Genomic DNA, 21,151 nt, shown 5'->3' on the forward strand with positions numbered 1-21,151 from the left:
CCACGAAGACTGCGATCGGAGTTATCACGATCCGGCGACTCGGGTGCTTTCAGACGGGAAGCCGTACGATCCCACCGACCCAGTCCGCCGTGCGGACAAGCTGATTGGCGTCTGCGAACATCTGATCACTGGCTCCACCAGATTAGTCAGCTTTCATTACTAATATAGTCATACGTCCGAACCGATGACAAGAGTGACAGGAACGAGGTCCGCCCAGGGGGTAGGTGGCACATGCGGGACGCAGCGTGCACAGCACCGCGGCGCGCGCCCCCACCGCAGGCGAATCGGCGGCGGCGTAGGGTGTGAACCTCGCGAAATCAGGCGGGCGATGGAGTTGGGAGCGACGTGGACGACGAGCAGCGGGTTGATCTAGGGACGTCGTTGTTCATTCCGTACCGGTACACCGAGGACCGGATTTTCCGGGCCCTGCAGGATGCCGGGTTCGACGACTGGACCCTGACTCAGTGCCGGGTGTTCCAGCGCATCGCTCAGGACGGATCACGCCTCACAGACCTCGCTGACCAGGCGCAAATGACCAAGCAGAGCGCCAGCGCGATGGTCGACCAGCTGGAAAGCCTTGGCTACGTCCGCCGGGTCCCCGACCCCGCGGATGGCCGCGCCCGGCTGATCGTGATCGAGCGGCGTGGCCGGCGGGCGGTCGCGGTGGCCAAGGCGACACGCGACGAGATCCTCGCGGAGTGGAAGGAATACCTGGGCACCCGCAACTTCGCCCTGCTGCAGCAGATCCTGGATCAACTCCGCGAGATCACCGACCCCTACGCGCGGTAGGCCCGTCCGCACCGAGCCGCTCGCACCGATTCCCGCCGGCCCCGAGCCTCCTGGATCCGGCGGGCGCCAACAGGCCTCGACTCCGCGTTGACATAGTCAGGTTTAGTTACTAAATTGGGTGATGATCCTGACGATGTTCCGGTGATGCGCAGCCGATAGCAGCAGTGCGCAGACGTGAGCCGGACCATTGCCGCACAGGCCGCCATCAGCAACGGCCTGAGGGGTCCTCCACAACATGGGCAGGAATCGGCCCCAATGCCGCTGGGGCACAACACAAGCACGCCCATTCATTCCTTCAGCAGAGAGCGAACTATCGTGAAGTTTCTTGTTCTCGGAGCAACCGGTCGCACCGGCGTCCTGTTCGTGAAAAAAGCATTGGACCAGGGACACCAGGTCACTGCCCTGGTTCGGCGGGCCGACGCACCCATTGATCCGCGCGCCCAAATCGTCGTCGGCGACGTCACCGATGCCACCGTGATCGCAACGGCCGCCGGAGGCCACGACGCGATCATCAGCACGCTCGGAGTGAAGAACGCCCGTGACACCCCCACGCTGATCACCGACACCGTCCGCGCAGTCATCACATCCGCGAAAACATCAGGCGTAAACCGTTTCGTCATTCTGTCCGCGTTCGGAGTCGGCGACTCCCTCGCCAAAGCCTCATTCCTCGTCAGCCCCATTTTCCGAACCCTGCTTCGGAAAACCTACGCAGACAAAGCCGCATCGGAAGTGCTCCTGAGAGCCAGCGATCTGCAGTGGACCCTCGAATATCCCGGAGCGTTGAACAACGGTGACAGCACCCGCTACAACACCGTTGCGCTCTCGGACGCCACGAAGTTGCCGATCTTCCCCTCAACCTCTCGCGCCAACGTCGCAGACTTCCTCCTCCATTCCGCTGTGGAAGACACCTTCATCCGTCAGATCGCCGTCGTCACCGACGCCAAATAGGTCACCGGGCAGACCAACATGGCTGGACTACGCCACCACCGAGCTACCAGCCCTGACCGGGATCCCCGCGACCGGCGGACGGCACCGGCTCCGCGACGAGTTCTGATCGCTCGAAACTGCGGCATGTTCATGCCCTGCACCGACCGGCAGCGGCAGACCAACGCTGCCGGCGCTACCCGGGTCGACCTCACCGAAAGCACCAACTAACCCGATACCCTCGAAAATGATTGGGCCCCATCCGATATCGGATGGGGGCCAATCAGTCCGTGAGCAATCGAGATTCTTTGTGTGCGTGAATCGGTCGTCAGAGAGCGTGTGTGCTGCCGGGGCCGGCGCGCAGCTGGTCGCGTTCATCGGCCAGGGCGGTGTTGGCGTCTTCCAAGTCCAGGATGCGCCCGATACCGGCGAGGTTGACTCCCTGCTCGGCCAGGGCGGTGATACGCCGCAGGCGCGCGAGATCGTCGCCGCTGTAGCGGCGGGTACCGCCCGCGCTGCGGTGGGGGGTGATCAAGCCGTGCTGCTCGTACAGGCGCAGGGTCTGCACCCCGATCCCGGCCAGTTCCGCGGCGACGGAGATCGCGTACACGCCTTGTCCGGAGCGGGGCAGGTGTGTGCCCTCGGGCTGTGAACGCATGGACACACTCCTCCTGGCTCGTACTACTTGTCAAAAGATTACCTCTTGTCGAGTCTTGCACTCTCCTGCACCGAGTGCTATCTAATATCTATGCCAGATGGCAGAGGTTATCTGGTGAAGCGCCTATCGAGAATGGAGTGAGTGAGAGGTGGCGACCATGCTGATGCGTACTGATCCCTTCCGTGATCTGGATCGTTTGACGCAACAGGTGTTCGGCACCGCGGCCCGACCCGCGGCGATGCCGATGGACGCCTGGCGTGAGAACGACCAGTTCCTGGTCGAGTTCGATCTGCCGGGTATCGATCCCGATTCCCTGGACCTGGATGTGGAACGCAATGTGGTGACCGTGCGCGCCTCGCGTCCGGAACTGGACCCCGGCCGGTCCATGTTGGCCGCGGAACGCCCGCGTGGGGTGTTCAGCCGCCAGTTGGTGCTGGGCGAGAGTTTGGATACCGAGCAGATCCGCGCTGATTACCGCGATGGGGTGCTGCGGTTGTCGATTCCGGTGGCGGAGAAGGCCAAACCTCGCAAGATCGAGATCGCCAGACCCGAACGCGAACCCGAACGCCAGGTCATCAACGCCTGAACCGTGAAAGGAAGGTGATGCCCGTCCCGAACACCACACGCACACCACCGAGGGGCGACGCCACCGGTTCTGATACCCACCTCACGCGCACAGCGGACACCCTCGCGGTCCGCGCGCACGGCCACCTGGTGGCATACCGAGTCTGGTGACTGTTTCCGCCCTCGATGGTATCAACGCAACATCATGTCGATCCGCTCGTTCCACACGGTGGGCCCGACCGGCCGGTTCCGGCCGGGCCCACCCCTCGCAGATGACCACCATCGCGACCGCTGGAGAGCTCGACCTGACCCACACACACCACCCCGTCCCGCCGGAAAGCATCGACACCGCCGACCTGGCCGACCGTATAGATCACCCCCATGCCGATGACGACTTCTACTGCCTCGCTTACTGACCGCACTCTCGACCCGCATACCCGTGACCGCACCCTTGCTCGTTGGCAGCACGCCCGGGTGGCCTGGTTCGACGCCGAGAAGGGGTTCGGGTTCCTGACTCCCGGTACCGGGCCGGTCAGCAGGTCATCTACACCGCCACCGACACTCCTCGCGGGCCCGAAGCCACCCGCGTCGTGCCCTACTCGCGCACCGATACCGGCACCACACCCGCCCCGGCGCCGGTGCCTCAGGTCCGCGGCCACCGCAGCGCCCCACACCGCTGCCGCGCCCAACACCGCGCGGCCTGAACACCCCACCTGATCGGACAGATTCGTGAGCACGAGGACCTCTCGGGATACCGACCGCACGACCACTCGCCCCGACCCGGACCGGGATCCACTGGTGGTGCGCTGGCCTGATCCCAGCCCGCTACGCCCGTGGTGGGACACCGTCATGGGCCCGGCGATGCCCGCCCCGCTCGCCGCCCAGCGGTCCCCTACGCCGTGTCATCCACGTGCGCGGAACCCGCATGTGCGCCGGCGCAGATCCGTCGGTGTGCGCACACCCCGCTGACCCCTACCTCGCTCGCAAGAGACGTTCGCGCAGCTCGGCGACGCGGTACGATGCGAACGTCGTATCTGGTTGCCGCACAACACCTCACGAAGAGTGGACAACGGCCAGGCCTGTCTTTACCGGCCATCCGCCGTGCGCTCGGGATCTGGCGGGGCGCAATCACTTGCCGAAGAACATCAGTTCCCAGACCGCGGTCGGGCTCGAATACTCCTCGACGACATTGCCGCCACGGAAGACGCGCACCGTGGCCTCACCCGTGAAGCGGTGGTAGGCGCCGTCGAAACCGGTCAGCCGGGACACGACCCCGCGCGCGAACGAGTTCGGGATGATCTTGTCGAGGAACTTCGCGACCAGCAGATTCTTCTTGCGCCACAGGGTGATTTCGTATCGCAGGTCGTCATCGGGCACCTCGTACTCGAACAGGAGCCGGTCGCTGATCGGTTTGGGACTATCCGGTCCGACCCGTGGATAGGTTCGGTAGACGGTGACGTTGCGTTCGTCATCGGCGACGGTATGCCCGTCGCGAGCGAGGTTGAACACGACGATGGGCACATTGTCGAATTCGGATTCGGCGATGATCTCCGCGACGATGAAGGTGAACGGGCCGATTTCGGCGCGGCCCCAATACCAGTGGTTGATGACCTTGGGCATCATCACGGTGCCCCAGTTGTGGTCGTGATAGCACGAACCGGACTCGGTGAACGTCGCCTCGGGGCTCTTCACATCGACCGTCGTCTTGCCTTGCGGCACAGCGACAACCCAGCCGAAGAACTTGTCGTCCTCGCCGAAAGCGATGATCCCGGTCTTGGGCCGCCAGCTGTTGCTGGTGCGGTCGATGCTGACCTCGATGTCGAAATCACCGTCCACAACCCGGATCTCGTAATGCTCGAGATCGCCGCGGAAGTAGTTCTCGCCGATACGGACATCGCACGAGGTCTCGCTCGCCGACCACTTCGCGGCATCGAATTTGAACTCCCGCTCGATATGAGTGCCGTCGGGCCGGTCGATCTCGACGGTGATCATCGGGCCCATGCCCTTGAACGGGGTGTTGAAGTCCTTGGTGTAGAACACGATCACCACCGTGGAGCCGTCCGCGAGGTGACTGTCGAAGTACCACCACTCCCAGGTCCCGGACGCGCCGCTGGTGCGCATTCCGTCCTCGGCGACCGCCGGCGCCCGGCCGTCTGTCCCGATACCGAGAGCCTGATAGTCCTCGACGTCCGACAGCAGACCAGCCGGCAAGTCCTTGCGGGCCCGGTGGAGCGGAAATGCGGGTGCGGGCATGACTTCCTCCTCGGGTGGGATATGCAAGACTTCCATCAAGAACGGTACAACTGTGTTCTATTTCAGGCAATGATGTTCTAATTAATTGATAGCTGACATGCATGAACACCTCGACGAGGCATATGTGGAACAACCGAGTTCCGGTCCGGAGTAGGCGAATGCGCGCAACGAACAAACGAATCACTGCCGCGGCGATCACACTGTTCGCCGAGCGCGGCAGTCTGGACCTGACCATGAGCGAGCTGGCCGAAGCAGCCCAGGTATCGCGCGGCACGCTCTACCGGAACGTCGAATCCATAGAACGGCTCTTCGATCAGGTGATCGAGGACCTCGCCACCGAATGGCTGACCCGCATCGGGGTAGCCATGGACCGCCACGGCGATTCCGATCCGGCCGCTCGCATGGCCACCGGCCTGCGCCTGGTCATACGGCTATCGCACGAGAACCAGGCACTGGGCCGCTTCATCGTCCGATTCGGCATGACCGACAAGGCTTTACGCGAAATCCTGTCCGGCCCACCGATGTACGACGTCGAACAGGGAGTCGCCACCGGACGCTACAACCTCGGCGGCGCAACAGAATTCGGCGTCGCATCCCTCATCATCGGCACCGTGGTCAGCACCGCATGGGTCGTCCTCGAGGGCCATCAGGGCTGGCGTGAAGCCGGCTCCAGCGCCGCCGAACTGCTACTGCGAGCGCTGGGCATCGAACCTCTCGAGGCACAACAGATCGCGGCGGCCGAACTGCCCGAACTTCCGTTCCACTGAGCGCCACCCGTGCCGCGGGAAGCCGATTCCGGGATCTCCACACCGGGCACTACGACACCGCATCATGTTCAGGAAGGACTGTTCGATGACTCTGGATAACCTGCGGGCGCAGGACTCTCGCCGGCGGGCGCCATTCAGTGCACACTCGTACACTGAATTCATGGTGGAGTCGAAACAGCGGCGAGCGGAGATCCGAGCACTCGCGCATCTCGCAGGCGATGAACTCGGCGGTGCGATCAATGGGATCGGGACCATGCACCGAGCGGTCAGCGATCATGTATTCGCGGCGGTGTCCTGGGGCATCGGCCCGGCCGCGCGTCCGGTCAAGACTGTGCACGACGCCATCACCTCGGGCGTGTACCGGGTGGTGAGCGCAGGCGCGGTCGCGGCCGGCTCAGTGGCCGAACTGACGGCAGAGCTCCCCGGACTTCCCACCCCCTCGCGCACCGTGTACGGATCGGGCCTGATCGCCACACTCCAGGGGCTGATCGGCGACAATCTCGAGCAGGAGCGGCCGATCCTGGCCTCGCCCATGACTTTTCGCGTCAACGGGGAACCTGTCGGCCCGCGAGGCCTCGGTGCGGTGGTGGCGAATCCACGCCCGCGGATCGTGGTCTTCCTCCATGGGCTGGTGGAGACCGAGCATGCGTGGCGCCTCGGCGGGCGGCCCAGTTATGCCGAGCGACTCGACTCCGATCTCGACCGCACCACCCTGATGGTGCGATACAACAGCGGCTTGCACATCGCCGAGAACGCCCGCCAGCTCGACACACTCCTGCGGGAACTGTTCGCCCACTGGCCGGTCGAGGTGCAGGAGATCGCCCTGGTCTGCCATTCGATGGGTGGCCTGATCGCACGCGGCGCGTGCCACGAAGCGGACCGCGAACAGCAGGACTGGGTGCGCCGAGTCCGCCAGATCGTCTGCCTGGGTTCCCCGCATCTGGGCGCGCCCCTCGAACAGTTTGTCCACTACGCCTCCGCAGTCCTGGACCAACTGCCCGAGACCCGCCCGTTCGCCCGCCTGCTGCGCCGTCGCAGTGCCGGAATCCGCGATCTGCGCCAGGGCTCACTGGTGGACGAGGACTGGCAGGACCTCGACGTGGATACTCTGCGGCGCAAAGCCATTCAGGAGGTTCCGCTGCTGCCCAGCGCCGACCATTATTTCGTCACGGCATCCATCACCCGCAGTCCACGACACCCACTCGGCCGCCTCATCGGCGACGGCCTGGTCCTGCCCAGCAGCGGGTCGGGGCGAAACCGTGCCCGGCGCCTCGGATTCGACGACGCCAACGGCTTACACCTGACCGGCGCGAACCATTTCAGCCTGCTCAACCATGAGGCGGTCTACAGCGCTCTCCGGAGCTGGCTCGGCGACTGGCCCGCAGTGCCGATCACGTCGACTACGCCCTCGAGGGGCGGCGAATCATAGTTTCCGTCAACGTGATCGAGCGCCGACTACGTCGAGATCAATCCGCCGATCACCGTGACGAACTCGGACGCGCCCGCACCGAAACCCGTTGTCATATACACCGGTTGCTCCTGGAATCGATTCCCGGTGCCGCCAAGACGCTCCAGTCCGCGCGCCGACTCCGCGACCTGATCACGGTGTGCGCCGTGTGCGGACATTCGTACACGCCGCCGGTGTGGCGCCACTCAGCGATTACTCCGCTGCCCGGTCCCGAGAATCGTTCACCGCAGGTCGGTGAGCGCCGCGACGATGTCGGCGACCTCGGTACGGGCGGTGTAGTCGGGCTGGATGTCGACGAAACGCACCACACGGTTCTGATCGACGATCAGGACGGTGGGGCGCGGAAGTCGGGTCGAGCCCTCGACATTGACCTGAGCCAGATCGAGGCCGATCTTGCGCTGGGCCGCCAGGACTTCGTCGGCTTGCTGGAAGTCGATACCGATCCGTGCGGCCACGCTGCTACCGGGGTCGGACAGAACGGTGAACTCCAGCCCAGCCTTGTCCGCGGTCGAGAGCGAATCATCCGGGGATTGCGGACTGATGGCCACCAGCCGAGCACCGAAATCGCTCAGTTGCGGCAATAGTTCTTGCTGGTAGGTGCGCAGCGCGAGATTGCAGTAGGGACACCAGCCGCCGCGGTAGAAGACCATCACGACGGTCCCGGTCGCCACGAGTTGGTCCAGGGTGATCGGGGTGCCGGTGGCGTCGTCGAGGGTGAAGGGCTCCAACCGCTGTCCGGCTTGGATGGCGCCGGCGGGGACTCCCTGGTCCAGGAACTCTTGGATGCTGTGGTCGAAGACGGCGACCACGTCGGCCGGAAGACGCTCGGCCGCAACCGCCTTCAGCTGGTCGGACTGTTCGCGAATGCTGGGTGACATCGGATCTCCACATGGGTTGATCGGATTGACTGGACTGCCTAGTCCAATAACCAGAGGACCACGCCCGGAACTGGACTGTCAAGTCCACTCAGGGAATACTGGGCCGATGGGAGCCTTACCGACCACCGAGCGCGGACGCCTCACCCGCCGCCGGATCGTGGCCGCCGCCCTCGAGGTCGTGGCCGAGAACGGGGCGCTCGGGGCGAGCCTGGACGAGGTCGGCGCACGCGCCCCCGCATCGCGCAGCCAGCTGTATCACTACTTCGAAGACAAGAACGACCTGCTGCGCGCGGTCGCCGAAGCCACCAACGACATGGTGCTCGACGCCCAGCACGACCTCTTCGCCGATCTCGGTACCTGGCCGGGGTTGCTGCGCTGGACCGATGCCCTTGTCGCACTCCAACATCAGCGGGAAGGAAGGGGCGGCTGTCCGATCGCCAACCTGCTCGGACAGGTCGGCGAGCGCGACGACGATATCCGCGCCGTACTGGCATCCGGTTTCGACCGCTGGGAGTCGAGCATCCGCGCGGGGCTCGCGGCCATGTACGAATCCGGAGAGTTGCGAACGGAAACCGACGTCGCCTGGCTGGCCACCTCCACGCTGGCCAGCCTCCAAGGGGGTCTGGTCCTCGCACAGGCTCGCCGGGATCCCGCAGCGCTGCGCGGCGCCCTCGATGGCGCGCTCGCCCTCATCGGCAGCTACCGCACACATAACCACACCGCGGCGGCGGAGTGACACCCAGCCGATAGTTCCACCGCCCCAACGGAATCCATGCAATCTCCGTCGGTCATGTAAGCGACTACCCGAGGGTCATGCGGCATATCGCCGTCGCCATCCGAGGCAGATCACTGGCAAACAAGCCGCAGGGCGCCCGACTTCCCGCTACGTGGGCGGTTCCCGGGAAACCTGACTAATCGGGCAAGATGGACACTCGTGACCGCCCTCCCCCCGCCGGTGTACCCGCAGCCGATGCACAACACATCGCTCGGCTGGGTGTTCGCGATGGTCGCGACCCTGCTACTGATCGCGGTGTGCTGCCTCGGACTGCTGTGGGCCTTCGCCACTCGCAGTGATGCCCTCACCGCGCTGCTCTATGCCGGCGGCGGGCTGCTGGTCCTGGGCGTGATCTGGCTGATGCTCGCCCTCATCGGCGGAATCGCTTATCGCACATACCTACTCAGCGTGCTGGCGCCCGCGCTCATCGTGCTGACGGCGGTGCTGCTGGTCCTGCAGATTCCGCAGGACCTCGGCTGGCGAATGTCCCGGCCCGCCTTGGAGAAGGCGGCCGCCGCCTGTGCGGATACCCGCTCCGACACCCGGATCGGGCTCTACACCTTCGATTACATCCGCAAGACGCCCGAGGGCTGCACGTTCAGTCTGGCCGGTTCCGGCCTGGGCCCCGACGGCTTCGCCTACATTCCGAGCGGTGCGGCTCCCGAACTGCCCGCGACCGCCCTCGTCGGTGACCGCTACACCCCGCTCGGCGGGCCCTGGTTCACCTTCGACCACTTCATCGATCCCGCCGCCTGATCGCCTCGATCGTGATCAGTCGACCGTCGGCCAGTCCCAGCCCAGCTGCAGGAACATACCCAGCCGGTCACTGACCGCGCGAATCTCGGCAATCCGGCCCTCCACCAGGGTGAAGACCCAGATCTGCTCGACATCGCAGCTACGGCCGGTCGGCTCGGGCATCCGCGCATGCGCGCCGGTGTGCTTGCCGACCACCCGCAGCCGCGCCATGACCCGCCCGTCCTCACCCATCAGATCCTGGATCAGAATCCCGCCCTCACCGTCATCGGTATTGCTGAAGGCCGCCAACTGCTGCCGGAAGCCCTCGATGGCCGCACCCGGCTCGTCGGCCTCGCCGAAGATGATCTGGTTGTGGTCGATGACCTGCGGTGACAGATAGGCGATCCAGTCCGTCGCGGTCCCGTCGATGCCCTCGTTGAGCGCGTTGATGAACGAGGTGATGGTGGCCTTGTTGTCCGCAACCGTGCTGTTCATGACTATCTCCTGCTCGATCTCAGACTCTTACGTCGTAAGAGTTCTTCGTTGTGCACAACTTTGACTTACAACGTAAGAGTTGTCAACCCCTCGCAATCGCCCTTCCCCTGATCTGGCTCGCCTGGCTCATCGCCACCGAATGGATTCCGATGCGCCCGCTCAACGACCTCACCCCGGGCAATGTGCGACCCCGTCTCTTGGCCGCGAGCATCAATTACCCGTTCCCCCTGGCCATTGCGGGCGGCATCGCACTCGGGCAGACCTGGTCGCTCTGGACCGCCTTCGGACTGTGCATGCTGATCCTGGCCGGGCACCTCACCAGCTGGTGGCTCCCCTACTTCGGGATTTCCAGTGCGGCACAGCGCGATATCTATGTCCGGGATTATTCGCGCACCCTGAAAATCCTGCCGACCGCAGGTCACAGCGTCGTACCGGATGTGCAGCACATGATCGTGGGTGCACTCACCGTGGCCATGATCGCCGCCACCGTGGTGCAGACCCTAGGCTGAGCCCCGGTGAATGCCCCATCCGAACGCGCGAAGCCCGGTCGCCCGGCACAGTTCAGCCGCGAGGACGTCGTCCTCGCGGCGGTTGCCGTGCTCGATGCCGAGGGCCTCGAGGCCCTGACCATGCGCCGCATCGGCGCCCAGCTCAATGTTTCCGCCATGGCGCTCTACCGGCACCTGCCCAATCGACAGGCGGTCCTGGCCGCGATCGTGGATCACCTTGTGGCACAGACCGATACGACAATGGCCCCCGGCGTGACCTGGCCGCTGGCGCTGCACACGCTCGCCGGGAACTATCGCCGGATGCTGCTGAGCCACCCCAATGCTGTTGTGCTGCTTGCCACCCACCCCGTCGATATCGAGATCGGCACCCATCTGGTGTCCGACGTCCTCATCCTCCTCATGGCGGAGGGCATCACCCAGCAGGATGCCCTGACCACCATCCAGTCCGTCATGACCTTCGTCCTGGGCCACGCTCTCGCCCAGGCCGGCACCCCGCCCGGCTCCGACGAACCCACGCCCGCGGCGGACGCAGAGTTCTACGACCACTGGTTCACCACGGGCCTGGATGCCTTCGTCACCGGCTTCGAACAGAAGCTCGGGTCCGCGAACTAGTTCGATACCGCGGCAGGCACAGCGGCCGTGTCCGGCGTCGCGGTACGGCGCGGCAGGATGAGCGTCGCGACGATCGCTCCGGCGGCCAGTAGTGCCGCACCCCAGCGCAGGGCGATGTCGTAGCCGTGCGCGAGGGCTGCCGGATCGGTGGCGTCGCCGATGCTGTGGGTGGCGAGGGTGACCAGTACCGCCAAGCCCAGGCAGCCGCCCAATTGCCGTGCGCTATTGAGGATTCCGGAGGCCAGGCCGGATCGCGCGGGTTCGATTCCGGTGACGGCGGCCATGCCCATGGCGACCATGGCCGCGCCGATTCCGATGCTGCACACCAGCGAGGGCGCGAGAATACCGAGCAGGAAGGTGGTCGAGGGGCCGGACTGCCCGAACCACAGCAGTCCGGCCGCGCCGACCAGTCCGCCCGCCAGCAGTACCGGCCGGGGCCCGGTGCGGGGAGTGAGCGCCATGGCGATGCGCAGGCCCACGACCACTCCGACGCAGAACGGCAGGAAGGCCAGGCCGGTGCGGGTGGGGCTGTAGCCGAGCACTCGCTGCAGGAATTGCGCGACGAAGTAGAAACTCGCGAGTTGTCCACTGACCAGCAGGAATCCGAAGACGGTCGCGCCCGCCAGCGAACGGCGGCGCAGCATGTCCAGCGGCACCAGCGGTTCCGCCACCCGCGCCTCGACCACCGCGAACAGCGCCAATGCCACGATCCCGGCCACGAACCAGCCCAGGACGGGCGCGGAGACCCAGCCGTGGTGGTCGGTGGTGATGACGCCCAGCACCAGCGCGCTCACCCCGAAGGTCACCAGTACCGCACCGATCGCATCGACCCGGGGACGCCGAGCCGGGGCGGTATCGGTCACCCCGCGCAGCACGGCCAGCACCGTGGCGGCAACAAAGAGCAGATTCACCCACATGACCCAGCGCCAGCCGAGGTGGTCGGTGAGCACGCCGCTCAGCACCACCCCCACCGCGCCCCCGGCCGCAGCGGCGCCACCCCACACGGCCATGGCTTTGGCGCGCTGCGGACCCTCCTCGAATTCAGAAGTGGCCAGGGCCAAGGACATCGGCGCGAGTACCGCCGCAGCAATGCCCTGCCCGGCCCGGCCGATCAGCAGTTCCCAGCCGTGCTGCGCCGCTCCGCCCCAGGCGCTGGACAGGGCGAAGACGGTCAATCCGGCAAGGAGCAGCGTGCGGCGTCCGGTCAGGTCTGCGAGCCTGCCGCCCAGCAGCATCAGGCCGGCGAACGGCAGCATGAAGGCATTGATCACCCAGCTGAGCCCACTGGGACCGAAGTGGAATGCCTCATCGATCTTCGGCAGCGCCACGTTCACGATCGAAAGATCCAGGGAGACAAGAAACATCACCAGGAAGACGACGGCGAGCGTCGCCCGGGGGTGCGGTCTGGACAGGTCCGCCATGGCGGCCTCCTCTTTTAATAACGCGTGTTTTAATAAGAGTTAGCACACCCTAACGCCTGTGTCGAGAGGTCAGGTCCGCAGAATGAGGCGCATGCCAGCCAGCACCGCCCCCAAACGCGGCCGACCCATCCGGATGAGCCGCGAGGCGATCGTCGATACGACCCTGCGCGTGCTCAGCACCTCCGGACAGGACGGCTTCAGCATGCGCGGACTGGCCGATGAACTCGGCGTCAGCACCGCCGCCATCTATCACCACTTCCCCACCAAGGCAGCACTTTTCATCGCGGTGCTGAGCGCCCGCGCCGCGGAGCTCGACCGCCCCGAACTGCCCGCCGATCCGCGCGATCGACTGGTCGTGATCATCAACCATCTGATCGAGGTGCTGCACCAGCTGCCCTGGGTCGCGGAGATCCTGGTGGGCGGCGAATCCTTCGGCCGTGCCGCCCTGTGGATACTCGATGAATTCCTCTCCGCCGCACTCGCATTGGGCGCTTCCGACGAGTACGCCGGGTTCATGTACAACGCCGCCTGGCGATTCACGCTCGGTGAACTCATCACCCGCCGCGCCGAGGACGAGCGCGCGGCCGAGGCGGCCGCCGGACGCCCCCGGCCGCGCTGGACCGATCTGGCGCCGGATCAGCTGGAGGAATTCCCCACCGCCAGCCGCCTGCTGCGCAAATTGACCCCGATGCGCGACGACTACCGCAGCGCCGACGCCGTCGCCCATCTCATCGACGGCATGATCGCCGCGCTGCCCGGGGCGCCGGCCGCGCGGTAGCCGCCGAAAACCGGCGACTCCACGGAAACTGGCCCGTAACCAACGACTTACGCTGGAGCAATAAGTGCCACTTACGGTAAGTGACACTTACGGACGCCGCTCGAAGGCGCTCGATCATCAGTTTCAGGAGTCGCCATGAGCGTCGCTGCGCCAGGCACCAGCCCGCCCTCCTCCCCCCAGGGTCTCTCGATCGAACAGCACGGCATCAGCCTCATCCCCGAGCACGAAAGGCGCGGGCGCGCAGCCGATCTCGGCTGGCTGTGGGCGGGCACGAATCTCAATGTCCAGACGGTCGTCTTCGGATCGTTCCTGCCGTTCCTGGGTTTGTCGTTCACCCAGTCGGTCGCGCTGATCGTGCTGGGCAATCTCAGCTGGATCATCGTCGGATACGCCAGCCTGCAGGGCCCCGCCGCCGGGACGTCGATCTTCGCGATCAGTCGCGCCGCGTTCGGAATGCGGGGCGGCCGCGTTGTCGCCCTGCTCAGCTGGATTACACAGGTCATGTACGAAACGACCGGACTCGCGCTCATCACGCTGGCCACGCTCGCACTCCTCGACCGCGCCGGGGTGGCGACATCGGATGCGCTGAAGGTCGGCGTCATCGCGGCCGCGGCGGTGCTGCAATTGATCCTGCCTCTGTTCGGCCATCGCTACATCATGAAAATGCAACGGCTGCTGGTGATTCCGATGATCGTCATGTTCGTGGCACTGGCCGCGCTGACCGCCTCGAAGGTCACGCTCAGCGGCCATTCCGGTGGCGCCCCGGCCGTATTCGGCGGGCTCGCAGTGGTTTTCGCGGGCGGTAGCTTCGCCTGGATCGTCAATGCCTCGGACTATTCGCGGTATCTGCCGACGGGCACCTCGCGGCGCGGGATTGTCACCGCGGTAACCCTCGGCGGATACCTCTCGACCACCCCGCTGATGATCCTGGGTGCTGCGGTGGCGTCGATTCCGGCGTTCGCCGGTGACGCGATCTCCGGGCTGCCCGCTGTTTTCCCGGCCTGGTTCGTCGTCCCCTATCTGCTGTTCGTGATCGTCCAGATGTACGGAATCAATGCGATCGACCTGTATTCCTCCAGCCTCTCGCTGCAGGCCGTCGGCATTCCGCTGAAACAGTGGCAGGCGACCATCGTGGACTGCGTCGTGACCGCCGCCCTGACGACCACCGTCATCTTCTCGTCCTCGTTCAACTCCACGATCGCCGACATCATCCTGTTCCTCATGGTGTGGGTGGCGCCGTGGGGCGGCATCTTCCTGGTCGATTGGGCACTGCGCCGAGGCAGTTACCACCGCGCGGGACTGTTCTCGAAAACCGGCCCATACTGGCATACCGCGGGCTTCCGCACCTCCGCGTTCATCGCGCTGGGCGCCGGCGCTGCGGCCGCGCTGGCCTGCATCGATACCACGCTGTACGTCGGCCCGATCGCGCGAGCACTCGGCGGCAGCGACCTGAGCATTCCGGCGGGCGCGATCATCGCGGCGGGCCTGTACTGGCTGCTCGCACGCCGCCGGGTCAGCGGTGAGCCACACGACCAGCACACTCGATTCCAGGTCCCCGTCATCGATATCGGCCCGTACACCGGGCTCGGCGACCCGTCGAAACAGGGCATCGTCGCCCGTGAACTCGACCACGCCCTGCGCACCGTCGGCTTCCTGCAGATCACCAATCACGGTGTCCCCGAGGAGGTTATCGCCGGGCTCGCCCGGTCGATCGACGAGTTCTTCGCACTGCCGCCCACCACGAAACTCGCCTACCGCACCCGGGCGACGGGCAATCGCGGATACAGTCCCCCGCGCAGTGAGGCCTTGAGCCTGAGCGCCGGTATCACGCCCGCATCCCGGATGAACGACTTCTTCGAGGCATTCAATATCGGCGCCGAGACCGGCGACTACCCGGCGGCGCACCTGCCCGCCGAACATTATGCCGACAATGTGTGGCCCACCGAGAGCGGCGAATTCCGTTCTGCGGTAACCGATTACTACGCCGAGGCCGCACGGGTCGCACGGACGCTGACGACAATCTTCGCCGATGCGCTCGGCGTGGCGCCCGGTTTCTTCACCGAGTACACCGACCACTCGATCGACGTGCTGCGCATGAACAACTACGCGCTGCCCGCCGGCGAGATCACCGTCGACGGCGATCTGAACGGCATGGGTGAGCACACCGACTTCGGGATCGTGACCGTGCTGTGGGCCGATGCCGCTCCCGGTCTGCAGGTGCTCGGCGCCGATCAGCACTGGCACGATGTGCAGCCCGCGCCGGGCGCGCTGCTGGTCAATCTGGGCGATCTGATGTCGCGCTGGACCAGCGACCGCTGGCTCTCCACACTGCACCGGGTCAAACCACCGGTCCAGGACGGCAAGGTGCTGCGCCGGCGCTCGGCCGCGTTCTTCCATGACGGGAACAGTGATGCGCTCATCACGACCATCCCGTCCTGCCTCGATCAGCACTCGCCCGGGTACCCGCCGATCACCGTGGACGCGCATATCACCGCCAAACTCAACGGTTCTCGCGGCGGAGTGATCAATACCGGCGCCACCCGCGAGGCCGCCCGTATCCTCGCCGCACAGGGAGTATCGAAATGACTTTCACCGCACCACAATTGCCTGCCACACAGCCCCTCGGCCCACAGGAACTCGCGCCCGCCGACTATCTGCGCCGGATGCCCAAGATCGAATTGCACTGCCATCTGGAGGGATCGGTTCCCGTCGAGACGGCACGAAAGCTGGCCCGGCGCAACAACATCACCTTGCCGTCCGATGATCCGGACGCGCTCTACCGGTTCGCCGATCTGGAGGAGTTCCTGATCACCTATCAGGCGGTCTCGCGGTCGATGGTGAGTGCCGCGGACTTCGCGCTGGTCGCCTATGACTGCCTGGCCGAGGCCTCGAAGGCCGGTAATCTGCGTTACCGCGAGATGGCGTTCAACCCGACAAACCACCCGGACCTAAGCTATCGCGACATGCTGGCCGGGCTCACCGACGGTCTGTCGGCCGCGGCCACCGATTTCGGGGTGGACTGCCGATTGATCGTCGCGGTGAACCGTGAGCATTCACCCGGTGCGGCAGCCGATCTGCTGCGCACGGTCGCCGCTCACCGGAGTGATCACATTGTCGGCGTCGGTCTCGATCACAATGAACTCGTCGGACCGCCGGAAGCGTTTCAGGAGGCCTTCGCGATTGCCGCGCGGCTCGGCCTGCATCGGACCGCGCACTCCGGCGAGCGTGGCGATCACGCCGAAATCACCACGTGCATCGATGTTCTCGGCGTGGAACGGATCGATCACGGTTATGCCGTGCTCGATGCGCCCGCCGAGGTGCGTCGCAGTATCGATGCGGGTATTCACTACGCGACCTGCTGGGAGACCGCGCTGTTCCATGTCGGCGGCGAGGTGTCGCGGTCCCGGATCGGGGACATGATCGAGTCGGGGCTGAGCGTCTCGATCAGCTCGGATGATCCGCCGATGCTGCATACCGATATCGGCACCGAATACGTCCGCGCCGGAGCGCATCTCGGCTGGACCGTGGCCGATGCCGAACAATGCGTGCTCGACGCGGTCGATGCGACCTTCCTCGCCGCCGGTGAACGAGCGGCGTTGCGCTCGCGTCTGGTCGCCGAACTCGCCGAATTCCGCAGCGCCGCTTCGGCTACCGCTGCGCCCCCGGTGGAATCGTGACCACGATGACAGCCTCCGCCGGACCCTCCCCCAGCAGTTTCCAGCGGTGCGGGACATCGCCGTCATGATGCAGGGAATCGCCCGTGGCCAGCTCCACGGTTCTGCCGTCCTGGAATTCGACGAGAATCGCACCCGCGATGACATGCACGAAGTCCTCGCCCCGATGCTGATACCACTGCTGCTCGTCTTCGGCGGCCTCGATGCGGTAGTGGAAGGCCTCGAGTGCGACTCCCGGCCCCCGGCGAGTGAGCAGTCTGGGCCGTTGCGGATGTTCGGATTCGGTGGCCTCGATCATCGGCCCGTGCCCCGCGCGGGTGACGAGCACGCTGCCCGGCGCCTGCGGCAGCAGTTCGTTCGGGGTCGTGTTCAGGGCCTCGGCCACTCGGTACAGCGTGGGGATGCTGATGGAACAGCGTCCGGTTTCGAGCTGGCTCAGGAACGGCCCGGACACCCCGGATTGCCGTGCGAGCTCGGCCACGGACAAACCCAGCGCGGTGCGCCGCGCCCGCACATTGACACCGACGTCCCGGCTCAGATTCGAGCGGTCATCGGTGAGGTCCGCACCCGCATTCCTGGTCAAAAGCGAAGCCTGTCCACTCGCTGTGCTGTCTGGTATTCGATGTTTCACCCTACCGAAGCCGCTGCCGCACGCGCGATCCACGACCCGATTACGGAGCATCATGACTACGACGTTTTCCAATACTGATCCGGGACTGCGGCGGTTCTGGCATCCGGTGGCCACCCAGGAGGCCGTCGCGGCCGCCAATCCGCTACAGGTGTGGCTGCTCGGGGAGCCCTGGGTGCTGGCGCGGCTCGACGGTGAGCTCATCGCACTGCGAGATCGCTGCCCGCACCGGCTGGTACCGCTGAGCGAGGGCACCGTCGTCGGCGCCACCCTGCAGTGCAAGTACCACGGCTACCGCTTCGATGCCACGGGCCGCTGCGTGCACATCCCGGCGGTCGGCCCCGGTGGCCCGATTCCGGCTCGCGCGCGCACGGACGCGGCCCGCGTCCGGCTGGCCTTCGGATTGGTATGGCTCACCACCGATCCCGATCCGATCGACAGCGACTTCTCCGAATCCCCGTACCTGGACAGTGATTTCGACACATTCCTGGCGGGTCCGTTCACCACCGCGGTGGGCGCGGGGCTGATCACCGATAACTTCATGGACGTCACCCATCTGCCCTTCCTGCATGCGGAGACCTTCGCCGGCCACGAGAGCGGCATATCGGATCTGCATGCGAGCCGGGACGGCTGGACGATTCGGCAGCGCACGCCCGGGTTGCTCGCCGACGAGTCGACCGGCGCACCGATCGACGTCACCTACGACTACATCGTGCGCGCACCGTTCAGCGCCGAGCTGAAGATCACCTACGACGACGGGCGATCAGACTACATCTGGTCCTTCTGCCAGCCCGAAACCACCGGCCGCACAACGTGGTACATGGTCCAGGCCTACGGCGGCCTGCACCACGACGGGGAGATGATCGACCGTGCGGCGCGCACGCAGCGGGCCGTCGGTCTCGAGGATCTCGCGATTCTGGAATCCATGCCCGATCCGCAGATCCCGATCGACCTGACGGCGGAGGTCCACACGAAGGGCGATCGAGGGTGCGTGCGCTATCGGCGCATGCTGCGCGATATCGCCGACGGCGCCCTCACATCGGCGCACACGACAGATATCGACCGACACCAGGAGCATATTCGCGGATGACCGAAGTTCCATCGGAGACGACGCCCCCCTCCACCGGTGTGCGGGCGAAGGGGGTCGCCGTATGCGGAGCTGTCGGCCCCGACGGCTCGTCGGCCTGGGCCGCAGCAGCGGATGCACTGCGCACGAAGAGCATCCGCACCGGCCCATGGGGAAATCGGGCGACAGTCCGCACGGGTGCGGGTTCAGCTCAGCGGGTACTGCCCTGCGCCGCCGGTGCCGCCCATTCCGACAACATCGCCGAACAGGGACACCATCCCCTGTCCGATCGACAGCACGTCATACCCGATCGTTCCGAGATTGGTTGCGAAGTTCTGCATGTCCATCTCCTATCGGTGATTTCGAAGACGGCCGTGGGCCGCGTCGAGATACAGCGAAGCAGGCGGGTGGCGGCAATACGCTGTCATCTGCGGCAAGTCGGCGTACTCGTAGCTGATTCACTGCCAGATTCTCAGAAATCTCACAGTCATATTTCCCGAGTGTCGCGCGGCCTAATCGGAGCCGAGGGTGAGCGCGATCTTCCCACGAGGGTGCGCCGTCACCAGGTAGTCGACCGCCGCGGCGGCATCGGGGAGTGCGAAGGTGCGGTCAATCTTCGGAAGCACGGCGCCCGCTGTCGCGAGTTCGGCTAGGACAGAAAGGGATTCGGGCTTGGGCAGGGAGAGCAGGCCGCGCAGCCGCTGCCGCACGAAGGGGGTGACGAACAGCGCGCGGATCGAGCGCTCGGTGCTGCCGAGGATGCGGCCGCCGCCTTCGCCGCCGCCGAGCACCAGGGTTCCGGCCGGGGTGAGCAGCGCCCGCAGTTCGGTCAGCGATCGGCCGCCCGCCATATCGAGAATGAGATCGTAACTGCCACTGAGCTTCTCACCGGTGTAGTCGATGATGTGGTCGGCGCCCAGCGCGCTGACGAACTCCGCCTTGGCGGCGCTGCACACGCCGGTGACCTCCGCACCGAAGTGCTTGGCCAGCTGTACCGCCAGATGCCCGACACCGCCACCCGCACCGATGATCAGCACCCGCTGCCCGGCCCGGATACCACCGGCGTCCCGCAGTCCGGTGAGCGCGGTGGTACCGGATACCGGCAGTGCCGCCGCCTCCTCGAAACTCAGATTCGGGGGTTTGAGCTGAAGCTTCCGCTCTGGGGCGCAGGCGAATTCGGCGAAGGAACCGTCGGTGGTGCCGAAGACCGCATCGCCGCGCCGGAAGCGGGTCACCTGCGCGCCGACGCCCTCGACGATGCCCGCCACATCCCAGCCGCGAATGGCGACCTTGGGCTTGCGCAGTCCCAGCACCAGCCGCCCGGCCAGCGGCAATCCGGTCATCATGTGCCAGACGCCGGGGTCCACACCCGCGGCCCGCACCCGGATGAGGACGCCGTCCGGGCCGACCACCGGCATCGGCGCGTCCGCGTAGGAGAGCATCTCGGTGGAGCCGTACGCCTGTTGCACAATGGCTTTCATCAGGATTCTTCTTCCGGGTATTCGAAAACCTCGTCCAGCGATGCGCGAAACACCCTGGCGATCTGGAACGCCACCTCGAGTGACGGCGAATATTTGCCCTGTTCGATGGCGATGACCGTCTGCCGCGTAATGCCGAGGCGGTCGGCCAGTTCGGCCTGGGTCATCTCACCGCGCGAGAAGCGCAGGGCGCGAATGTTATTGGTCACCCTGGTCGGTTTCACCACGGCCACAGCCCCCGCCGGTAGGCCACGATCTTGGCGACGGCGCCGACCACCGCGGACAGTGTGAAGCCGAGGTAGATGACATTGGCAATCCAGAACCGATCGCCGTCGGCCAGGGCAAGCAGCAGGGCCGCCACCGCGCCCAGCACCACGAAGGCATTGCCGACCTGGGCGCCCGCCCGGTCGATCTCGCGGTCGCGCTGATCCTTGCGATCGCGGTCCCGGGAGGTCAGCGAAACGACAATGGTGGCCACGATGGACGCCGCTATCGAGCCGGCTACGGCCCACAGCAGCGGCCACACGTAGGCCACCATCGTCAATGCGTCATGCCGTGCCCGAATCAGTACCACGACCAGGTAGATCGTGTACGAGACGACCGCGGCCACACCCAGTATCCAGGTGCGCTTCTCCTCGAACGGCATGCGCTCAGTGTAAAGAACTTCAGACACCATGTA

General features: G+C 65.7%; 25 protein-coding genes and 1 pseudogene. 15 read left to right on the forward strand and 11 right to left on the reverse strand.

The annotated features are described in order from the left end of the window. Window positions 1-345: 345 nt before the first annotated feature. Together OG326_RS27475 and OG326_RS27480 are read left to right on the forward strand one after the other, a co-directional pair. Complete coding sequence (locus OG326_RS27475) at window positions 346-789, forward strand: MarR family winged helix-turn-helix transcriptional regulator (RefSeq protein ID WP_327140012.1); 444 nt, start codon at window positions 346-348, stop codon at window positions 787-789. Window positions 790-1,104: 315 nt separating this feature from the next. Further along, window positions 1,105-1,737, forward strand: a complete 633-nt coding sequence (locus OG326_RS27480) for an NAD(P)-dependent oxidoreductase (protein ID WP_327140013.1) — start codon at window positions 1,105-1,107, stop codon at window positions 1,735-1,737. A 304-nt stretch (window positions 1,738-2,041) separates the two neighbouring features. Here the strand turns inward: OG326_RS27480 and OG326_RS27485 are convergent, their stop codons facing one another. Further along, a complete protein-coding gene (locus tag OG326_RS27485; RefSeq protein ID WP_327140014.1) occupies window positions 2,042-2,371 on the reverse strand; it encodes a MerR family transcriptional regulator in 330 nt (109 codons plus the stop codon). A gap of 157 nt (window positions 2,372-2,528) precedes the next feature. Between OG326_RS27485 and OG326_RS27490 the strand changes: the two genes are divergently transcribed. Further along, window positions 2,529-2,957: an Hsp20/alpha crystallin family protein gene (locus tag OG326_RS27490; RefSeq protein WP_327140015.1), complete on the forward strand. Its 429-nt coding sequence runs from the start codon at window positions 2,529-2,531 to the stop codon at window positions 2,955-2,957. Between the two features lie 250 nt (window positions 2,958-3,207). Next, the gene (locus tag OG326_RS27495; RefSeq protein WP_327140016.1) at window positions 3,208-3,351 is read left to right on the forward strand and encodes a hypothetical protein; all 144 of its coding nucleotides are present in this window, start codon (window positions 3,208-3,210) and stop codon (window positions 3,349-3,351) included. Window positions 3,352-4,063: 712 nt separating this feature from the next. On the opposite strand, the gene OG326_RS27500 is transcribed toward OG326_RS27495, so the two are convergent. Beyond that, window positions 4,064-5,188, reverse strand: coding sequence for a hydroxyneurosporene dehydrogenase (locus OG326_RS27500; protein WP_327140017.1), 1,125 nt, complete (start codon window positions 5,186-5,188; stop codon window positions 4,064-4,066). Between the two features lie 158 nt (window positions 5,189-5,346). Here OG326_RS27500 and OG326_RS27505 point away from each other — a divergent pair, with 158 nt between their 5' ends. Together OG326_RS27505 and OG326_RS27510 are read left to right on the forward strand one after the other, a co-directional pair. Continuing rightward, the gene (locus OG326_RS27505; protein ID WP_327140018.1) at window positions 5,347-5,955 is read left to right on the forward strand and encodes a TetR/AcrR family transcriptional regulator; all 609 of its coding nucleotides are present in this window, start codon (window positions 5,347-5,349) and stop codon (window positions 5,953-5,955) included. 160 nt (window positions 5,956-6,115) lie between these two features. Continuing rightward, the gene (locus OG326_RS27510; protein ID WP_327140019.1) at window positions 6,116-7,384 is read left to right on the forward strand and encodes a lipase family alpha/beta hydrolase; all 1,269 of its coding nucleotides are present in this window, start codon (window positions 6,116-6,118) and stop codon (window positions 7,382-7,384) included. Between the two features lie 26 nt (window positions 7,385-7,410). On the opposite strand, the gene OG326_RS27515 is transcribed toward OG326_RS27510, so the two are convergent. Both OG326_RS27515 and OG326_RS27520 read right to left on the reverse strand, forming a co-directional pair. Continuing rightward, window positions 7,411-7,581 (reverse strand): hypothetical protein, encoded by a 171-nt coding sequence (locus tag OG326_RS27515; protein ID WP_327140020.1) that lies wholly within the window; start codon window positions 7,579-7,581, stop codon window positions 7,411-7,413. A 63-nt stretch (window positions 7,582-7,644) separates the two neighbouring features. Further along, window positions 7,645-8,301 carry a peroxiredoxin-like family protein gene (locus OG326_RS27520; protein ID WP_327140021.1) on the reverse strand — a complete coding sequence of 219 codons (657 nt, stop codon included), beginning with the start codon at window positions 8,299-8,301 and terminating at the stop codon, window positions 7,645-7,647. Window positions 8,302-8,407: 106 nt separating this feature from the next. Here OG326_RS27520 and OG326_RS27525 point away from each other — a divergent pair, with 106 nt between their 5' ends. Then, complete coding sequence (locus tag OG326_RS27525) at window positions 8,408-9,037, forward strand: TetR/AcrR family transcriptional regulator (protein ID WP_327140022.1); 630 nt, start codon at window positions 8,408-8,410, stop codon at window positions 9,035-9,037. Window positions 9,038-9,235: 198 nt separating this feature from the next. Beyond that, entirely contained in the window at window positions 9,236-9,832 is a 597-nt protein-coding gene (locus OG326_RS27530) for a hypothetical protein (protein WP_327140023.1), read from the forward strand. 15 nt (window positions 9,833-9,847) lie between these two features. On the opposite strand, the gene OG326_RS27535 is transcribed toward OG326_RS27530, so the two are convergent. Next, entirely contained in the window at window positions 9,848-10,306 is a 459-nt protein-coding gene (locus OG326_RS27535; RefSeq protein ID WP_327140024.1) for an ester cyclase, read from the reverse strand. Window positions 10,307-10,356: 50 nt separating this feature from the next. Here OG326_RS27535 and OG326_RS27540 point away from each other — a divergent pair, with 50 nt between their 5' ends. Next, complete coding sequence (locus OG326_RS27540; protein WP_327140025.1) at window positions 10,357-10,815, forward strand: hypothetical protein; 459 nt, start codon at window positions 10,357-10,359, stop codon at window positions 10,813-10,815. A gap of 6 nt (window positions 10,816-10,821) precedes the next feature. After that, window positions 10,822-11,427 carry a TetR/AcrR family transcriptional regulator C-terminal domain-containing protein gene (locus OG326_RS27545; protein WP_327140026.1) on the forward strand — a complete coding sequence of 202 codons (606 nt, stop codon included), beginning with the start codon at window positions 10,822-10,824 and terminating at the stop codon, window positions 11,425-11,427. Here the strand turns inward: OG326_RS27545 and OG326_RS27550 are convergent. Then, window positions 11,424-12,848 carry an MFS transporter gene (locus OG326_RS27550; protein ID WP_327140027.1) on the reverse strand — a complete coding sequence of 475 codons (1,425 nt, stop codon included), beginning with the start codon at window positions 12,846-12,848 and terminating at the stop codon, window positions 11,424-11,426. The two genes, OG326_RS27545 and OG326_RS27550, sit on opposite strands and share 4 nt — an antisense overlap. 91 nt (window positions 12,849-12,939) lie before the next feature. On the opposite strand from OG326_RS27550, the gene OG326_RS27555 reads away from it, so the two are divergent. The 4 genes and pseudogenes from OG326_RS27555 to add all read left to right on the forward strand — a co-directional run bounded on the left by OG326_RS27555 (window position 12,940) and on the right by add (window position 17,303). Further along, window positions 12,940-13,626: a TetR/AcrR family transcriptional regulator gene (locus tag OG326_RS27555; protein WP_327140028.1), complete on the forward strand. Its 687-nt coding sequence runs from the start codon at window positions 12,940-12,942 to the stop codon at window positions 13,624-13,626. Window positions 13,627-13,761: 135 nt separating this feature from the next. After that, window positions 13,762-15,069: pseudogene (locus OG326_RS27560) on the forward strand (purine-cytosine permease family protein); the annotation flags it as partial. 51 nt (window positions 15,070-15,120) lie between these two features. After that, window positions 15,121-16,212 (forward strand): isopenicillin N synthase family dioxygenase, encoded by a 1,092-nt coding sequence (locus OG326_RS27565; RefSeq protein WP_327146603.1) that lies wholly within the window; start codon window positions 15,121-15,123, stop codon window positions 16,210-16,212. Then, window positions 16,209-17,303 (forward strand): adenosine deaminase, encoded by a 1,095-nt coding sequence (add, locus tag OG326_RS27570; protein WP_327140029.1) that lies wholly within the window; start codon window positions 16,209-16,211, stop codon window positions 17,301-17,303. Before OG326_RS27565 ends, add begins: the two co-directional genes overlap by 4 nt. Here add and OG326_RS27575 read toward each other — a convergent pair. Further along, a complete protein-coding gene (locus OG326_RS27575) occupies window positions 17,275-17,883 on the reverse strand; it encodes a helix-turn-helix domain-containing protein (protein ID WP_327140030.1) in 609 nt (202 codons plus the stop codon). The two genes, add and OG326_RS27575, sit on opposite strands and share 29 nt — an antisense overlap. A gap of 100 nt (window positions 17,884-17,983) precedes the next feature. Between OG326_RS27575 and OG326_RS27580 the strand changes: the two genes are divergently transcribed. Further along, window positions 17,984-19,018, forward strand: a complete 1,035-nt coding sequence (locus OG326_RS27580; RefSeq protein WP_327140031.1) for a Rieske 2Fe-2S domain-containing protein — start codon at window positions 17,984-17,986, stop codon at window positions 19,016-19,018. A gap of 182 nt (window positions 19,019-19,200) precedes the next feature. On the opposite strand, the gene OG326_RS27585 is transcribed toward OG326_RS27580, so the two are convergent. From OG326_RS27585 to OG326_RS27600, 4 genes are all read right to left on the reverse strand, one after another. Then, window positions 19,201-19,335 carry a hypothetical protein gene (locus OG326_RS27585; RefSeq protein ID WP_327140032.1) on the reverse strand — a complete coding sequence of 45 codons (135 nt, stop codon included), beginning with the start codon at window positions 19,333-19,335 and terminating at the stop codon, window positions 19,201-19,203. 171 nt (window positions 19,336-19,506) lie between these two features. Then, window positions 19,507-20,475 (reverse strand): NAD(P)-dependent alcohol dehydrogenase, encoded by a 969-nt coding sequence (locus tag OG326_RS27590; protein ID WP_327140033.1) that lies wholly within the window; start codon window positions 20,473-20,475, stop codon window positions 19,507-19,509. After that, a complete protein-coding gene (locus OG326_RS27595) occupies window positions 20,475-20,681 on the reverse strand; it encodes a helix-turn-helix transcriptional regulator (RefSeq protein ID WP_327140034.1) in 207 nt (68 codons plus the stop codon). Before OG326_RS27595 ends, OG326_RS27590 begins: the two co-directional genes overlap by 1 nt. A gap of 11 nt (window positions 20,682-20,692) precedes the next feature. Then, the gene (locus tag OG326_RS27600) at window positions 20,693-21,118 is read right to left on the reverse strand and encodes a hypothetical protein (RefSeq protein WP_327140035.1); all 426 of its coding nucleotides are present in this window, start codon (window positions 21,116-21,118) and stop codon (window positions 20,693-20,695) included. Window positions 21,119-21,151: the final 33 nt, after the last annotated feature.

Source organism: Nocardia sp. NBC_01327 (assembly GCF_035958815.1).
Classification (GTDB): domain Bacteria; phylum Actinomycetota; class Actinomycetes; order Mycobacteriales; family Mycobacteriaceae; genus Nocardia.

Excerpts from the sequence above, each read along its gene's own strand:
- OG326_RS27555 (WP_327140028.1), top strand. The coding sequence starts at position 12,940 with ATGCCAGCCAGCACCGCCCCCAAACGCGGCCGACCCATCCGGATGAGC.
- OG326_RS27485 (WP_327140014.1), bottom strand. The coding sequence starts at position 2,371 with ATGCGTTCACAGCCCGAGGGCACACACCTGCCCCGCTCCGGACAAGGC.
- OG326_RS27510 (WP_327140019.1), top strand. The coding sequence starts at position 6,116 with ATGGTGGAGTCGAAACAGCGGCGAGCGGAGATCCGAGCACTCGCGCAT.
- OG326_RS27500 (WP_327140017.1), bottom strand. The coding sequence starts at position 5,188 with ATGCCCGCACCCGCATTTCCGCTCCACCGGGCCCGCAAGGACTTGCCG.
- OG326_RS27535 (WP_327140024.1), bottom strand. The coding sequence starts at position 10,306 with ATGAACAGCACGGTTGCGGACAACAAGGCCACCATCACCTCGTTCATC.
- OG326_RS27590 (WP_327140033.1), bottom strand. The coding sequence starts at position 20,475 with ATGAAAGCCATTGTGCAACAGGCGTACGGCTCCACCGAGATGCTCTCC.
- OG326_RS27490 (WP_327140015.1), top strand. The coding sequence starts at position 2,529 with ATGCTGATGCGTACTGATCCCTTCCGTGATCTGGATCGTTTGACGCAA.
- OG326_RS27525 (WP_327140022.1), top strand. The coding sequence starts at position 8,408 with ATGGGAGCCTTACCGACCACCGAGCGCGGACGCCTCACCCGCCGCCGG.
- OG326_RS27495 (WP_327140016.1), top strand. The coding sequence starts at position 3,208 with ATGACCACCATCGCGACCGCTGGAGAGCTCGACCTGACCCACACACAC.
- OG326_RS27580 (WP_327140031.1), top strand. The coding sequence starts at position 17,984 with ATGACTACGACGTTTTCCAATACTGATCCGGGACTGCGGCGGTTCTGG.
- add (WP_327140029.1), top strand. The coding sequence starts at position 16,209 with ATGACTTTCACCGCACCACAATTGCCTGCCACACAGCCCCTCGGCCCA.
- OG326_RS27520 (WP_327140021.1), bottom strand. The coding sequence starts at position 8,301 with ATGTCACCCAGCATTCGCGAACAGTCCGACCAGCTGAAGGCGGTTGCG.
- OG326_RS27515 (WP_327140020.1), bottom strand. The coding sequence starts at position 7,581 with ATGTCCGCACACGGCGCACACCGTGATCAGGTCGCGGAGTCGGCGCGC.
- OG326_RS27550 (WP_327140027.1), bottom strand. The coding sequence starts at position 12,848 with ATGGCGGACCTGTCCAGACCGCACCCCCGGGCGACGCTCGCCGTCGTC.
- OG326_RS27585 (WP_327140032.1), bottom strand. The coding sequence starts at position 19,335 with ATGCAGAACTTCGCAACCAATCTCGGAACGATCGGGTATGACGTGCTG.
- OG326_RS27600 (WP_327140035.1), bottom strand. The coding sequence starts at position 21,118 with ATGCCGTTCGAGGAGAAGCGCACCTGGATACTGGGTGTGGCCGCGGTC.
- OG326_RS27505 (WP_327140018.1), top strand. The coding sequence starts at position 5,347 with ATGCGCGCAACGAACAAACGAATCACTGCCGCGGCGATCACACTGTTC.